The following is a 14360-nucleotide window of genomic DNA, read 5'->3' on the forward strand; positions in this document are numbered from 1 at the left end:
AAACAAGGCGGGGCTTACCCCCCGCCTGCTGTGATGCTCAGTGCCAAATCATCAATGCAATCATACTGACCACGACCAGCCCGCACAGGGCGCTGGTCAAAATGAACTGACGACGCAGGCGCTCGCAACGACGGATAAACTCTTCATCATGATGATCGCGGTAGCGCTGGTAGTATATGTACCCCACCAGACGCATCTGTTTGCTGGGCTGTCCATGCGAGGTGAAGAACCCTCCACCGTCCACATACTGATAAAGCAACGGATCGCAACCACGAAGTACCACTAACAACGCGCGTAACGATGAGAAGTAGCGCGCCATATTCACTATGCAAACCACGCATAGCGCCCAAAACAATGCGACGGTGCTAATCATACATCCTCCCCGGCGTCCACCCACGAAGCAAGGCTTCTGAGCTACCGCACCCCAATGCCCTGACAGACAGTTCAGTGAAAGAATGACTAAAATTCGATCCGGTTCGCGTTTTAATATCCGAACGGCTCATTAAATAGTGTAGGAGATCCGTTAATTTTTTTGCCACAAGGTTAATCGTTATCAACACCAATGCTTGAAAAATATGTTTAACTGGGCCGTAATGAAAGTATCAGACGACGGCATTCTCTTTTAGTCATCGATAACTTAAGGAAGGAGTAACACTATGGCTTACAAACACATTCTCATCGCGGTAGACCTCTCTCCGGAGAGCAAAGTGCTGGTTGATAAAGCGGTATCCATGGCACGTCCATACAACGCGAAAGTTTCCCTGATCCACGTTGATGTGAATTACTCCGACCTCTACACCGGTCTGATCGACGTGAATCTGGGCGATATGCAGAAACGCATCTCCGAAGAGACTCACCATGCGCTGAGCGAACTGTCCACCAACGCGGGCTATCCGATCACCGAAACCTTAAGCGGCAGCGGCGATCTGGGCCAGGTACTGGTTGATGCGATTAAGAAATACGACATGGACCTGGTGGTATGCGGTCATCATCAGGACTTCTGGAGCAAGCTGATGTCTTCCGCGCGCCAGCTGATTAACACCGTTCACGTGGATATGCTGATTGTTCCACTGCGTGACGAAGAAGACGAGTAAGTGCAAAAAAGCCCGGTGGCGCTCACGCTTACCGGGCCTACAAGGTAAAAGCAAAACGGCAACAGGGTTGCCGTTTTTAATGTTTGTTCCCTCTCCCCGTGGGAGAGGGTTAGGGTGAGGGCACCAGACCGTACTATTCCGGCGTCCCCGAATATATATCAAACCGATGCCCTTTCGTGGTCACCGCGTTGGTGGTGGCAACGTCCGCCAGTGGTGGCGCATAGTCAGGCCGCTTCACCACAACCCGCTTCGTCGCGAGCTGGCGAGCGGGCTCCAGCAAACCATCCGCGTCCAAATCCGGCCCCACCAGCGACTGAAACACTCGCATCTCTTTCTTCACCAGCGCGCTTTTCTGCTTATGCGGGAACATCGGGTCGAGATAAACCACCTGCGGGCGCGGCGTGATATCCGTTAACGCCGTCAGGCTTGAGGCATGGATCAGCTGCAAACGCTCCTGCAACCACGGGCCGATTTCCGGGTCCGCATAACCGCGCGTCAGACCGTCGTCGAGCAGTGCCGCCACCACCGGATTACGTTCCAGCATCCGCACGCGGCAGCCCACCGAGGCCAGCACAAAGGCATCGCGCCCCAGCCCCGCCGTGGCATCCACCACATCCGGAAGATAACTTCCTTTAATGCCGACCGCTTTAGCGACTGCTTCACCGCGACCGCCGCCAAACTTGCGCCGGTGCGCCATCGCTCCGCCGACAAAATCGACAAAAATCCCGCCGAGCTTCGGCTCGTCGCGCTTACGCAACTCCAGATGCTCCGGTGTCATCACCAGCGCCATCAGGTTCTCTTCATCATGCTCCAGCCCCCAGCGGGCGGCCAGAACAGATAAGGCACCGTCTCCGGTGCCTGTTTCATCCACTAAGCAGATCTTCACGTAACAATCAGCCTTTGATCCCGTAATGCTCAAGCATGGCATCCAGCTGCGGTTCGCGGCCACGGAAGCGTTTGAACAGCTCCATTGGCTCTTCGGAGCCGCCGCGGGTCAGGATGTTATCAAGGAACGACTGGCCGGTTTCGCGGTTGAAAATCCCCTCTTCTTCAAAACGAGAGAAGGCATCCGCCGCCAGCACGTCGGCCCACAGGTAGCTGTAGTAGCCCGCCGCGTAGCCGCCTGCAAAGATGTGGCTGAACGCGTGCGGGAAACGGCCCCAGGTTGGACCTGGGATCACGGCAACCTGCTTTTTAATCTCAGCCAGGGTTTCGAGGATTTTCGCCCCCTGCTCCGGGCTGAACTCGGCGTGCAGACGGAAATCGAACAGGCCGAACTCCAGCTGGCGCAGGATAAACATCGCCGCCTGGTAGTTTTTCGCTGCCAGCATTTTATCCAGCAGTTCTTTTGGCAGCGGTTCGCCGGTCTCATAGTGGCCAGAGATAAACGCCAGCGCGTCCGGCTCCCAGCACCAGTTTTCCATAAACTGGCTCGGCAGCTCGACCGCATCCCACGGCACACCGCTGATACCGGCCACGCCTGCGGTTTCGATGCGGGTCAGCATGTGGTGCAAGCCGTGACCGAACTCGTGGAACAGAGTGATCACTTCGTCGTGCGTGAACAGCGCAGGTTTGCCATTCACCGGACGGTTGAAGTTACAGGTCAGGTAGGCGACCGGCTTTTGCAGAGAACCGTCGGCTTTACGCATCTGGCCCACGCAGTCGTCCATCCACGCCCCGCCGCGTTTGTTCTCACGGGCGTAGAGATCCAGATAGAAGCTGCCGCGCAGCTCGTTTTTCTCGTCATACAGCTCGAAGAAACGCACATCCGGGTGCCAGACGTCGATGTCGGTACGCTCTTTGGCGGTGATACCGTAGATGCGTTTCACCACTTCGAACAGGCCGTTAACGGCTTTGTTTTCCGGGAAGTACGGACGCAGCTGCTCGTCGCTGATGCTGTAGAGATGCTGCTTCTGCTTTTCGCTGTAGTAAGCAATGTCCCACGGCTGAAGCTCGTCAACGCCAAACTCCGCTTTGGCGAAGGCGCGCAGCTGGGCCAGCTCTTTTTCACCCTGCGGACGGGCGCGTTTCGCCAGATCGGTCAGGAAGTCGAGCACCTGCTGTGGGTTTTCCGCCATTTTGGTGGCGAGGGATTTATCAGCATAGCTGTCGAAGCCCAGCAGCTGTGCCAGCTCGTGGCGCAGGGCGAGGATTTCGGCCATCACCGGGCTGTTGTCCCATTTACCCGCATTCGGCCCCTGATCCGAGGCGCGGGTGCTGTAGGCACGGTACATCTCTTCACGCAGCGCCTGGTTGTCGCAGTAGGTCATCACCGGCAGGTAGCTCGGAATGTCCAGCGTTAACAGGAAACCGTCCTGCTCTTTCGCTTCGGCCTGAGCTTTCGCCGCCGCCAGGGCGCTTTCCGGCATACCGGCCAGCTCCGCTTCGTCGGTAATCAGCTTCGTCCAGCCCATGGTGGCGTCAAGTACGTTGTTGCTGTACTGGTTACCCAGCTCGGACAGACGCGCGGCGATTTCACCATAGCGGGTCTGCTTCTCTTTTGGCAGACCAATCCCGGACAGCTCGAAATCACGCAGCGCGTTATCAACCGATTTTTTCTGCGCCGTGTTCAGTTCGGCATAGTGGTCGCCGTCGCGCAGGTCGCGGTAGGCTTTGTACAGCCCTTCGTGCTGACCCACCCAGGTGCTGTACTCAGAGAGCAGCGGCAGGGTTTGCTCATAGGCTTCACGCAGTTCCGGACTGTTTTTCACCGAGTTCAGGTGGCTCACCGGAGAGAAGATACGCCCCAGCACGTCGTCCACTTCGGCCAGCGGCTGACACAGATTTTCCCAGGTGTACGGCGCGCCCTGCGCTACTACGCTTTCTACCGCCGCACGGCAATTTTCCAGCGACTGGGTAACGGCTGGAACGACATGCTCAGGGAGGATTTTAGAAAACGGTGGCAACGAAAAAGGCGTCAGTAATGGATTGGTCATAAACGCTGTCCTGTTGAAATAGTGAATGAAGCGCGCATCCGGCGCTGTGCATATTGTTTTCAGTAATGGGGTTAAGTGTAGAGGATTTCAATGCCGGACGTTGCGCTTTCGCGGCCGTGGAAACTTTTCTGTATACTGTGGCGATACGCTCTATTTTTGCCCGATGGCGCTACGCTTATCGGGCCTACGTTTACTACCTGGAACACATTCATCCATGCTTAGTTATCGCCACAGCTTCCACGCTGGCAACCACGCCGACGTCCTTAAACACACCGTTCAGAGCCTGATCATTGAAGCGCTTAAAGAGAAAGAGAAGCCGTTTCTCTACCTGGACACCCACGCGGGCGCGGGCCGTTATCAACTGAGCGGCGAGCATGCTGAGCGTACCGGTGAATACCTCGAAGGCATCGCCCGCATCTGGCAACAGGACGACCTGCCTGCCGAGCTGGAGCCGTACATCGGCGTGGTGAAGCATTTCAACCGCAGCGGCCAGCTGCGCTACTACCCTGGCTCACCATTAATTGCGCGCCAGCTGCTGCGTGAGCAGGACAGCCTGCAGCTGACAGAACTGCACCCGAGCGACTTCCCGCTGCTGCGTTCTGAGTTTCAGAAAGATAACCGCGCCCGTGTGGAAAAAGCCGATGGTTACCAGCAGCTAAAAGCCAAACTGCCACCGGTGTCCCGCCGTGGTCTGGTGCTGATCGACCCGCCTTACGAAATCAAAACCGACTATCAGGCGGTGGTGACCGGTATTAACGACGGCTATAAACGCTTTGCAACCGGCACCTATGCGCTGTGGTATCCGGTGGTGCTGCGCGCGCAAATCAAACGCATGATCAAAGATCTGGAAGCCACCGGTATCCGCAAAATTTTGCAGATTGAGCTGGCGGTACGCCCGGACAGCGACCAGCGCGGCATGACGGCCTCCGGCATGATTGTGATCAACCCGCCGTGGAAGCTCGAAGCGCAGATGAACAACGTGCTGCCGTGGCTGCACAAAACGCTTGTACCCGCCGGGACAGGCCATGCAACCGTTAGCTGGATCGTGCCTGAGTAATCGCAGCCATTGATGGAACCTATTGATTTCAGGTATACAATCGCGGCAATCAGACATTAAGGATAAGACCCATGAGCAAGCATTATGACTACATCGCCATTGGTGGCGGCAGCGGCGGCATCGCCTCTATTAACCGTGCAGCCATGTACGGCCAGAAGTGTGCGCTGATTGAAGCCAAAGCGCTGGGCGGCACCTGCGTGAACGTGGGTTGTGTACCGAAGAAAGTGATGTGGCATGCGGCGCAAATCCGCGAAGCGATTCATATGTATGGCCCGGATTACGGCTTTGATACCACGATCAATAACTTCGACTGGGACAAGCTGATTGCCAGCCGTACCGCCTACATTGACCGTATTCATACCTCGTACGACAACGTGCTGGGTAAAAATAACGTCGACGTCATTCATGGTTTCGCCCGCTTCGTGGATGCGAAAACGATCGAAGTGAACGGCGAGACAATCACCGCCGATCATATCCTGATCGCCACCGGTGGTCGCCCAAGCCATCCGGACATTCCGGGTGTGGAATACGGTATCGACTCCGACGGTTTCTTCGAGCTGCCAGCCCTGCCAAAACGCGTTGCCGTAGTGGGCGCAGGTTACATTGCAGTTGAACTGGCCGGCGTGATTAACGGCCTGGGCGCTGAAGCGCACCTGTTCGTGCGTAAACACGCGCCGCTGCGTAGCTTTGACCCGCTGATTGTCGACACTCTTGTCGAAGTCATGAACACCGAAGGCCCGACCCTGCACACTAACGCCGTGCCAAAAGCGGTGGTGAAAAATGCAGACGGCAGCCTGACACTGGAGCTGGAAGATGGCCGTAGCCAGACCGTCGATTGCCTGATCTGGGCGATCGGTCGTGAACCTGCAACCGACAACTTCAACCTGGCCGCGACGGGCGTGAAAACCAACGACAAAGGCTATATCGTTGTCGATAAGTTCCAGAACACCAGCGTACCGGGCATTTACGCCGTCGGTGATAACACCGGTGCCGTTGAGCTGACCCCGGTTGCCGTTGCGGCGGGCCGTCGTCTTTCCGAACGCCTGTTTAACAACAAGCCGGACGAGCATCTGGATTACAGCAATATCCCGACCGTCGTTTTCAGCCACCCGCCAATCGGCACCGTTGGCTTAACCGAGCCGCAGGCGCGCGAGCAGTATGGCAACGACCAGGTGAAAGTGTATAAATCGGCGTTTACCGCGATGTATACCGCCGTCACCTCCCACCGTCAGCCGTGCCGCATGAAGCTGGTATGCGTAGGGCCGGACGAGAAGATTGTCGGTATCCACGGCATTGGCTTCGGCATGGACGAAATCCTGCAGGGCTTCGCGGTGGCGCTGAAGATGGGCGCGACGAAGAAAGACTTCGATAACACCGTAGCAATCCACCCGACGGCAGCGGAAGAGTTTGTGACGATGCGCTGATCGTGTTACGGCCGAAATGACGAGCAGTTCGGCCGTAACAAATTTATTGACTTTTTAAAATCATGCTGAAATGATTTGTCCATAAATTGCAATTTGTGGACAGCGAGCCGTAAAGTCGATATGAAAGGGCAAGACCTACTCCTGCTTTCGAAAATTATCTGTCTGGGGCGGCTGACGGCTCGTGACCTGTTGGTTGCTTCAGATAACGATAGCATTGCCTGTAACACCCCCCTTCCTGATGCTCATTATTTTGACTCGCTGAACGCCGCGCAGAAGCATCTGGACTTTCTTTTTACAGTCAGAGGGCTTTCCGATTCGTTAGGCTTCAGTAAAAGCGAAGTCAATAATAGTTTTTATCGTTGCCTTGATGTGAACCTGATAAAAATCGATCGGAGCAGCAACAAACCGGCTGTGAATAAGAAAGTCTTATTCAATTTTATAAAATACGGTTTACGGCTGGTGTTCCCTGTTAAACCAGGGCGCATTGAAAGAGGGCTTCCGACAACCTTTGCCGCGCCGATTTTATCCGGAAGGCTGCTTTCGGGCGGCGAACTTATTATGGTCTGGCCCGATCCACTGGGTAAGGAGATGGGCCAGGCGATTACTCCTCTCTACAAATCAGTACCATATGCAGTAAAGCAAGATCCTGAACTCTATGCATATCTCGCGTTAATGGATGCGGTACGTTTGGGCAATCCCAGAGAAATGAAAGTAGCCCTGGAGCTGCTGGAGGAGAAACTATTCCATGCCGACATCTAATTTCGAAGAACTTAAGCAAATCTGGTTATCGACCGCCACAATGTAACACAGCATTGTTTTTATTCCGGAGATTGCCGGATTGGCACCCTGGCGAATGGAAGCATTGAATGGCTCAATCTGCCGCATAATCTGGTTGTGGCTAACGGGATACGTGAAGAGCAACCTGTATGTTCTTTGCCAGAACGAAATACCTTGTTTCAACGTCTTATTGGGAAGCGATATACACAGCCAGATTATCAACGATTGCAGTTAGATCTGGCGCTGCCTGTTATGCTGGCGACCGATGGCTTTTGGTGTAATTTTCCGTTATTACTTCCTGACACCCTTTCTGAGGATTCGCTTCGTGAACATCTCGGGAACCTGGCGTTACGCAATGATGACATGACGATCGTTGTTCGCCTTTTCATGCAATAAACCGGATATTCATAAATGGTTGCAAAACGAATGCTCTGAATTTCGTTTTGCGCCCCAACCCGCTGCCAGGCATTTTTAATAAATAATATCAGTCAGATAGTTAATTTTGATCGCTTAGACGTCGTCATGAAAACCGTGATCAACCGCACATTTCCCTCCACATCCACCGAAGCGAATGTCTACGCTTATAAGACGCCCGGAAAAACCTGTCTTTTAGAACACACAACCGGAGGTCCTTATTACCATGTTCAACCAGAAACTACAGGCAGCCGAGAACATCGAATTCGAGATTGCAGAAGAACTGCGCTACGAGACCGATCCCTGCGAGTTAAAACTGGATGAAATGATCGAGGCAGAGCCGGAACCGGAAATGATCGAGGGTCTACCCGCTTCCGACGCCCTGACCCCTGCCGATCGCTACCTTGAACTGTTTGAGCACGTGCAGTCCTCGCGGTTGTTTGCCGACAGCAAAACGTTTCCTGACTGCGCGCCGAAAATGGACCCACTGGATATCCTGATCCGCTACCGCAAAGTGCGCCGTCATCGGGATTTCGACCTGGCGCGCTTTGTGGAAAACCACTTCTGGTTACCGGAGGTGCTTTCCACCGAGTATGTTTCCGATCCCGGTCTGTCGCTTAAAGAGCATATCGATAGCCTGTGGCCGGTGCTGACGCGCGAGCCTCAGGACCATATCCCCTGGTCGTCCCTGCTGGCATTGCCGCAGGCTTATATCGTCCCTGGCGGACGATTCAGCGAGACCTATTACTGGGACTCCTACTTCTCGATGCTGGGGCTGGCCGAGAGTGGCCGGGACGATCTGCTGAAGTGTATGGCGGATAATTTTGCGTGGCTGATTGAGCGCTACGGCCATATCCCGAACGGTAACCGAACCTATTATCTCAGCCGTTCCCAGCCGCCGGTCTTTGCGCTCATGGTGGAGCTGTTCGAAGAGGATGGCGTGCGCGGTGCGAAGCGCTACCTCGATCACCTGAAAATGGAGTACGCCTTCTGGATGGACGGTGCGGAGTCGCTGCTGCTTAACCAGGCGTACCGTAGCGCAGTCCGTATGCCGGATGGTTCGTTGCTCAACCGCTACTGGGATGATCGTGATACCCCGCGCGATGAATCCTGGATTGAGGATGTGGAAACAGCGCGACACTCTGGCCGTCCACCGAATGAGGTCTATCGCGATCTGCGCGCCGGTGCGGCGTCCGGCTGGGATTACTCGTCCCGCTGGCTACGCGATCCGTCGCGGCTCGCCAGTATTCGCACGACCCAGTTTATTCCCATTGATTTGAACGCCTTCCTGTTCAAGCTGGAGAGCGCGATTGCCAATATCTCGGCTTCAAAGGGGGATAAAGAGACCGCCGACCAGTTCCGCCAGAAAGCCGCCGATCGACGTGCGGCAGTAAACCGTTATCTGTGGGATGAGGAGAACGGCTGTTACCGCGATTACGACTGGCGTCGCGAAGAACTGGCACTCTTCTCTGCCGCCAGCATTGTACCGCTGTATGTTGGCATGGCCACGCATGAGCAGGCGGAGAAGCTGTCTGACGCCGTCAAAGCACGCCTGCTGACGCCGGGCGGTATTCTGGCTACCGAGTATGAGACCGGTGAACAGTGGGATAAACCCAACGGCTGGGCACCGCTACAGTGGATGGCGATTCAGGGTTTCAAGCAGTACGGCAACGACTCTCTGGGCGATGAGATCGCCTGGAGCTGGCTGCATACGGTGAATCATTTCTATAAAACCCACCACAAACTTATTGAGAAGTATCACATCGCCAGCAGTACGCCGCGGGAAGGTGGCGGCGGGGAGTATCCCCTGCAGGACGGGTTCGGCTGGACCAACGGCGTGGTACGGCGATTGATTGGGCTGTACGGGGAGCCGTAGTCGCCCCCTAACGAATAACCTCATAAATGGCGGTCTGGATGGACTGCCATTTTTTTGTGCTGGCATCGGGCTGCGCCTGCGCGCGGCGCTTCGCCATCTCCACATCATGCTGCTGGCGTTTCACCACCGCCGGTACAGTACAAAATTCCCTGAGATACGCTTTACGCATTGAATTAAGGGACTCTCCGTTAGACATAGCGTGGCTGAGCGTGTTGATAAAGCGACGGCACGGTTTCTGCTCCACCATCTGCTGGCGGTAGCGCAGCATTAACTCCAGCACACCCTCAAAGCCCGCCGACATCGCCTCTTCTGTCCATGACAGTTTCCAGTCCATTCCCCCCTGCAGGAACAACAGCGCCACGCGCGTATCATTCCGGTTAATGGCCGAACGGAAGTTATTCTCGTCCCAGGTGATGCCCATGCGCGTCAGCGTTTCTCGCGAGGAGGGCGTTTCACGCATCTCCTGCGGCTGTGCGGGTTGCGCCGTACTCGCGACGGCCTGTTGCGGTTTACTGCTGGTCACCAGCCAGAATCCCCCCACCACAATGGCGATAACCATCACGCCAACGGCACCCCACAGCACGCCGGAGATCAGCTGTTCACGTTGTTCTGGGGTACGGGCCGCGCGCTGGGTCGGCTTCTCTATGGTGTCACGCACCTCAAAGAGATCGCCACCGGTCACACGGTCCATTTTCTGCGCCTTTTCCCAGAACGCATGCAGCTCGCTGGCATCTACCGCCATCAGCCCCGCCGGGTTAATACGCGTGCGTCCCTCTTCAAACGCACGCTGCACAGGGCGGGTAATTTGCGAATAGTAGCTATCCAGCAGCAGGATTTGAGCCGGGCTTAAAGATTGCTGCACGGTCAGGCAGTTGCGGATTTGCCGGATGTCATCAAGGAAAGTTTGCAGGGTTTTACGCGGCTCCACCAGCAGCGTCAGCATGCTCGGGTCACTGAACAACGAGGCGTAGTAACGGCTAAACTCCTTTTTATCTACGACCATCTGCGCCAGCTCGCTGAACATCATGCCACTCAGGACATCATTGATTTCACCCAGTTTCAGCCAGCGGCGAACGCGATCGGCATTAAACAATGTTTTCAGGTGGTTATTCAGCCGCGTCGGGTCAGGCCATGCCTGTTGAATCAGCCCTTTAAGCATCAGCTCAATCGCACGAACCTGCTTGTGTGCCTGCTGCTGTTGGATGTCGTTTCCCGACGCCAGTTCGGTGCTGTACATCAGAAGCGGCTGTTGCTGACGCAGATGCTCCAGCGCGGTGACAAAACGCATAGCCGCAATGAGCTGGTTTTCACTGACATCCTGCCCACTCTCATATTGCGGAACGCGCTGCTGCAGCAAGCGCAGCTGGAGCGTAAACTCCGACATTTCAGCATCGTTCAGGTTGAGCTGTCTGGCAACGGCTGTCCAGCCGCCCAGCCCCAGGCGGGCGCTATCCAGTTGTTCCAGGAACCAGCGTGGATCTTTTCCTTCCGAAACGTGGACATTCAGAAGAAGTAAAATTTCCACCGATGCCTGACGAATAACCGCCAGGCAGTGTTCAAACTGCTCGCGGATATGATGTGATGTGCTGAGCGTCATTGTTTTCCTTGAGAGACAACGAATACAACCAAATGGCCACCGACAGCCGTTTTTCTTTTTATTTATACGAGGTTAAACATACCTGACTTTCTGTTGAAATAAAGTGACAACTCTATAATGATTTAAAATGATTCAGGAGAATCTGAACACCTCGCTTTACAGCCACACCAGGGCAGCAGTCGTAACGGGCGCACCTCGCGAAAAAACGGCGAGCTACGGCCATTTGGCGGATATTTCTCGCACAACTTTTCCTCTACAGTAATGCAATTAAGAGGAAACGATTATGACCTTTCATACGCTCAAGACATCATCTGCTGCCATTGAGTTAATTAAAAAACAGCAAGGACTTTCGCTGGAAAAATATCGGGACGAAAGCGGTTTATGGGTAATCGGTTATGGCCACGTTATCCGTCAGTGGGAAACTTTTCGCGGCGTGATTACCCCCGTTCAGGCGGAATATTTGTTATATGACGATATTGAATTTTGCGAGGCACTGCTGCGGGAAAATATTACACGACCATTAACCCAACAGCAGCACGACACGCTGGTCGCATTAATATTCAATTTCGATGTGACAACCCCACTGCCGAAAGCGCTCCTTCAGGCTGTGGCCCGCGTGTAGAACATTGCCGCCTGGGTTCGGTTCTTGACGTCCAGCCGACGGAAAAGCGCTTCAAGGTGCGCTTTTACCGTTGCGGCACTGATGTTCAGATTGCGGCCAATCTCTTTATTCGATTCCCCGGCCGCCAGTAATTTCAACACCTCTCGCTGGCGTTCGCTCAGGGAGGAAAGCTCCTGCTGAGACGACGAAGCCATGCTTAACCACTCACATGGAAAACAGACCATCCCTTTTGATACGGAATCCAGAACCGAAGAGAACATCTCCGGGCTCGCATTACGCGGCACAATCGCCATCACATTACGCTGCATTAACTGCTCAACCCACCTGGCCTCTTTTTTTGCCAGGATCATCACCACGCGTAATGCCGGGAAGCGAGACATCATCTCTTCCAGCATCACCATGCCGTTGTCTTCCAGTAATGTCCCGTCAATCATCACGATAGCGGAAGGTGATGCTGAGAGCAGCGCCCATAATTCATCAGTCTGACTTGTCCCTGCCATATTTATTTCCGGAATTAACTTCTGCAGACTGTGTTTCGCTCCATGAATAAATATCGACTGCCTGTCAAACATGATTACTCGCATGGTTTTTCTCCCTCTGAGAATAGCGAGGGGGGATTCTACATAGGCCTTTTTTGAGAAAAAACTCAATGAACGGATACGTTACAAATCACCGAGCGATCTTTAATCTGCCAGGATTTCGACATATCTATCTTAAGGATTATCTGAAGAGGCTCCTTCCCCTTCAGATTTGACGTTACAGGAACATTCCGCCTGAAACCTCAATACGTTGTGCGTTCATCCAGCCCAGCTTGTCGCTGAGCAACGCCGCAATGGCATCGCCGATATCGTCAGGCAGGCCCACACGACCCAGCGCCGTTTGCGAGGCCAGCAACTGGTTAAGCTCCGCGTTGTCACGTACCCGTCCGCCACCAAAATCGGTTTCAATTGCGCCTGGCGCAATGATATTGACCGAAATCCCGCGCGCGCCCAGCTCTTTCGCCTGATAGCGGGTGAGCACTTCCATCGCACCTTTCATTGCCGCATAAGTGCCGGAGCCAGGTTGAGTAAAGCGGGCCAGGCCGCTGGAGACGTTCAGGATACGCCCACCGTCATTCATCATCGGCAACAGGCGCTGCGTCAGGAAAAACGGTCCTTTAAAATGAATGTTCATCGCTTCATCAAACTGGGCTTCCGTGGTCTCGGTATACGGGGCGTATAAACCGGTTCCGGCATTGTTCAATAAATAATCGAACGTCTCACGTTGCCAGACGCGCATAAGGGTTTCCTGCACATTTTTAGCAAACGCATCAAAGCTGGCAATATTCCCGACGTTAAGCTGTAATGCTGCCGCTTTCACGCCTTTTTGCTGAATTTCACGCACAACGTCGAGCGCTTCCTGCTCGCTGCTGTTATACGTCAGAATAATGCCTGTCCCTTCCGCTGCCAGCTTTAAAACCGCGTTTTTACCCAGGCCACGGCTACCACCTGTCACTAATGCAATACGTTCAGTCATAAGAAACCTCGTTTCGGCTGCTGTGGAGATTGAGAAAGAGCTTATTAGATGATAGAAAATCAATAAATAGCGTGAAAAACGCTTCACTGTTTCAGTTAAAGCAACAATGAGCTTTGCCTATGGATAAAATTCACGCAATGCAACTCTTCATTCGTGTCGCGGAACTGGAGAGTTTTTCCCGCGCGGCGGAAACATTAAGCCTGCCAAAAGGAAGTGTTTCGCGTCAGATCCAGGCGCTGGAAAACCAGCTGGGAACGCAGCTTTTGCACCGCACCACGCGCCGCGTCAGCCTCACGCAGGACGGAATGGTCTATTACGAGCGCGCAAAAGATCTGCTGACGAACCTCGACGAACTGGATGGTATGTTCCAGCACGACCCCTCCAGCATCAGCGGGCGGTTACGCGTGGATATGCCCGTTGGTGTTGCGCGAAATTTAGTCATCCCTAAACTGCCGGCGTTTTTACAACAGTATCCCGGTATTGAGCTGGAACTGAGCAGCAGCGACTGGCTGGTCGATGTGGTTCGCGAAGGGTTTGACTGTGTTGTGCGTGTGGGCACGTTGAAGGACTCAGGGCTGATTGCCCGTCCGCTCGGCAAATTGTCGGTAATAAACTGCGCCAGCCCTGATTATCTGGCGCGTTTTGGTTACCCGGAAACACTGGATGATTTGGGATCACACGCCGTCATTCACTACTCCGCCAGCCTCGGAACGCGTCCCCAGGGCTTTGAGTATTACACTGGCAGCACCACACGGTGGGTTAAAACCGGTGGCGTTTTAACCGTCAATAGCACCGAGACTTACCAGGCGGCCTGTATCGCCGGGCTGGGGATTATCCAGGTGCCACGCGTCGGGGTACGTGATTCTCTTCGCACGAAGAAGCTGGTTGAAGTCTTGCCCCAATATCGCGCGGAACCTATGCCCGTGTCGTTGATTTACCCGCATCGCCGTAACCTCTCTCGCCGGGTTCATCTGTTTATGGAATGGCTTACCGAACTCACAAAAGATTACGTGGACTAGCCGCGAGCTATAATTCAAAAACATATCCA

General features: G+C 54.3%; 13 protein-coding genes. 7 read left to right on the forward strand and 6 right to left on the reverse strand.

The genetic code is table 11. The annotated features are described in order from the left end of the window. Window positions 1–37: 37 nt before the first annotated feature. Window positions 38–373, reverse strand: coding sequence for a universal stress protein UspB (uspB, locus tag EoCCA6_RS10555; RefSeq protein WP_003861224.1), 336 nt, complete (start codon window positions 371–373; stop codon window positions 38–40). Window positions 374–656: 283 nt separating this feature from the next. Between uspB and uspA the strand changes: the two genes are divergently transcribed. Then, window positions 657–1094, forward strand: coding sequence for a universal stress protein UspA (gene uspA, locus EoCCA6_RS10560; protein ID WP_003861223.1), 438 nt, complete (start codon window positions 657–659; stop codon window positions 1092–1094). Window positions 1095–1227: 133 nt separating this feature from the next. On the opposite strand, the gene rsmJ is transcribed toward uspA, so the two are convergent. Next, window positions 1228–1980: a 16S rRNA (guanine(1516)-N(2))-methyltransferase RsmJ gene (gene rsmJ / locus EoCCA6_RS10565; protein ID WP_058679110.1), complete on the reverse strand. Its 753-nt coding sequence runs from the start codon at window positions 1978–1980 to the stop codon at window positions 1228–1230. Window positions 1981–1987: 7 nt separating this feature from the next. Next, window positions 1988–4030 (reverse strand): oligopeptidase A, encoded by a 2043-nt coding sequence (gene prlC, locus EoCCA6_RS10570; protein WP_152082611.1) that lies wholly within the window; start codon window positions 4028–4030, stop codon window positions 1988–1990. 214 nt (window positions 4031–4244) lie between these two features. Here prlC and EoCCA6_RS10575 point away from each other — a divergent pair, with 214 nt between their 5' ends. From EoCCA6_RS10575 to EoCCA6_RS10590, 4 genes are all read left to right on the forward strand, one after another. Continuing rightward, the gene (locus EoCCA6_RS10575; protein ID WP_152082612.1) at window positions 4245–5087 is read left to right on the forward strand and encodes a 23S rRNA (adenine(2030)-N(6))-methyltransferase RlmJ; all 843 of its coding nucleotides are present in this window, start codon (window positions 4245–4247) and stop codon (window positions 5085–5087) included. Window positions 5088–5158: 71 nt separating this feature from the next. Continuing rightward, window positions 5159–6511 (forward strand): glutathione-disulfide reductase, encoded by a 1353-nt coding sequence (gorA, locus tag EoCCA6_RS10580; protein ID WP_152082613.1) that lies wholly within the window; start codon window positions 5159–5161, stop codon window positions 6509–6511. 120 nt (window positions 6512–6631) lie between these two features. Further along, a complete protein-coding gene (locus tag EoCCA6_RS10585) occupies window positions 6632–7270 on the forward strand; it encodes a hypothetical protein (RefSeq protein WP_152082614.1) in 639 nt (212 codons plus the stop codon). Window positions 7271–7928: 658 nt separating this feature from the next. Further along, window positions 7929–9578 (forward strand): alpha,alpha-trehalase, encoded by a 1650-nt coding sequence (locus EoCCA6_RS10590; RefSeq protein ID WP_152082615.1) that lies wholly within the window; start codon window positions 7929–7931, stop codon window positions 9576–9578. Between the two features lie 7 nt (window positions 9579–9585). Here the strand turns inward: EoCCA6_RS10590 and EoCCA6_RS10595 are convergent, their stop codons facing one another. Continuing rightward, complete coding sequence (locus EoCCA6_RS10595; RefSeq protein WP_152082616.1) at window positions 9586–11175, reverse strand: STY4199 family HEPN domain-containing protein; 1590 nt, start codon at window positions 11173–11175, stop codon at window positions 9586–9588. 283 nt (window positions 11176–11458) lie between these two features. On the opposite strand from EoCCA6_RS10595, the gene EoCCA6_RS10600 reads away from it, so the two are divergent. Continuing rightward, a complete protein-coding gene (locus EoCCA6_RS10600) occupies window positions 11459–11797 on the forward strand; it encodes a lysozyme (protein ID WP_152082617.1) in 339 nt (112 codons plus the stop codon). Here EoCCA6_RS10600 and EoCCA6_RS10605 read toward each other — a convergent pair. Together EoCCA6_RS10605 and EoCCA6_RS10610 are read right to left on the reverse strand one after the other, a co-directional pair. Further along, complete coding sequence (locus EoCCA6_RS10605) at window positions 11776–12381, reverse strand: response regulator transcription factor (RefSeq protein WP_152082618.1); 606 nt, start codon at window positions 12379–12381, stop codon at window positions 11776–11778. The genes EoCCA6_RS10600 and EoCCA6_RS10605 overlap by 22 nt on opposite strands. Before the next feature lie 172 nt (window positions 12382–12553). Beyond that, on the reverse strand, window positions 12554–13312 hold the full coding sequence (locus EoCCA6_RS10610) for an SDR family NAD(P)-dependent oxidoreductase (RefSeq protein WP_152082619.1): 759 nt from the start codon (window positions 13310–13312) through the stop codon (window positions 12554–12556). 119 nt (window positions 13313–13431) lie between these two features. Here EoCCA6_RS10610 and EoCCA6_RS10615 point away from each other — a divergent pair, with 119 nt between their 5' ends. After that, window positions 13432–14331, forward strand: a complete 900-nt coding sequence (locus tag EoCCA6_RS10615; RefSeq protein ID WP_152082620.1) for a LysR family transcriptional regulator — start codon at window positions 13432–13434, stop codon at window positions 14329–14331. Window positions 14332–14360: the final 29 nt, after the last annotated feature.

Origin of the sequence: Enterobacter oligotrophicus (genome assembly GCF_009176645.1) — a bacterium.
GTDB lineage: Bacteria > Pseudomonadota > Gammaproteobacteria > Enterobacterales > Enterobacteriaceae > Enterobacter > Enterobacter oligotrophicus.

What these genes read in the sequence shown, in the direction of transcription:
- prlC (WP_152082611.1), bottom strand. Translation starts at nt 4,030, where the DNA reads ATGACCAATCCATTACTGACGCCTTTTTCGTTGCCACCGTTTTCTAAA.
- EoCCA6_RS10610 (WP_152082619.1), bottom strand. Translation starts at nt 13,312, where the DNA reads ATGACTGAACGTATTGCATTAGTGACAGGTGGTAGCCGTGGCCTGGGT.
- EoCCA6_RS10585 (WP_152082614.1), top strand. Translation starts at nt 6,632, where the DNA reads ATGAAAGGGCAAGACCTACTCCTGCTTTCGAAAATTATCTGTCTGGGG.
- EoCCA6_RS10600 (WP_152082617.1), top strand. Translation starts at nt 11,459, where the DNA reads ATGACCTTTCATACGCTCAAGACATCATCTGCTGCCATTGAGTTAATT.
- uspA (WP_003861223.1), top strand. Translation starts at nt 657, where the DNA reads ATGGCTTACAAACACATTCTCATCGCGGTAGACCTCTCTCCGGAGAGC.
- gorA (WP_152082613.1), top strand. Translation starts at nt 5,159, where the DNA reads ATGAGCAAGCATTATGACTACATCGCCATTGGTGGCGGCAGCGGCGGC.
- EoCCA6_RS10605 (WP_152082618.1), bottom strand. Translation starts at nt 12,381, where the DNA reads ATGCGAGTAATCATGTTTGACAGGCAGTCGATATTTATTCATGGAGCG.
- EoCCA6_RS10615 (WP_152082620.1), top strand. Translation starts at nt 13,432, where the DNA reads ATGGATAAAATTCACGCAATGCAACTCTTCATTCGTGTCGCGGAACTG.
- EoCCA6_RS10575 (WP_152082612.1), top strand. Translation starts at nt 4,245, where the DNA reads ATGCTTAGTTATCGCCACAGCTTCCACGCTGGCAACCACGCCGACGTC.
- EoCCA6_RS10595 (WP_152082616.1), bottom strand. Translation starts at nt 11,175, where the DNA reads ATGACGCTCAGCACATCACATCATATCCGCGAGCAGTTTGAACACTGC.
- uspB (WP_003861224.1), bottom strand. Translation starts at nt 373, where the DNA reads ATGATTAGCACCGTCGCATTGTTTTGGGCGCTATGCGTGGTTTGCATA.
- EoCCA6_RS10590 (WP_152082615.1), top strand. Translation starts at nt 7,929, where the DNA reads ATGTTCAACCAGAAACTACAGGCAGCCGAGAACATCGAATTCGAGATT.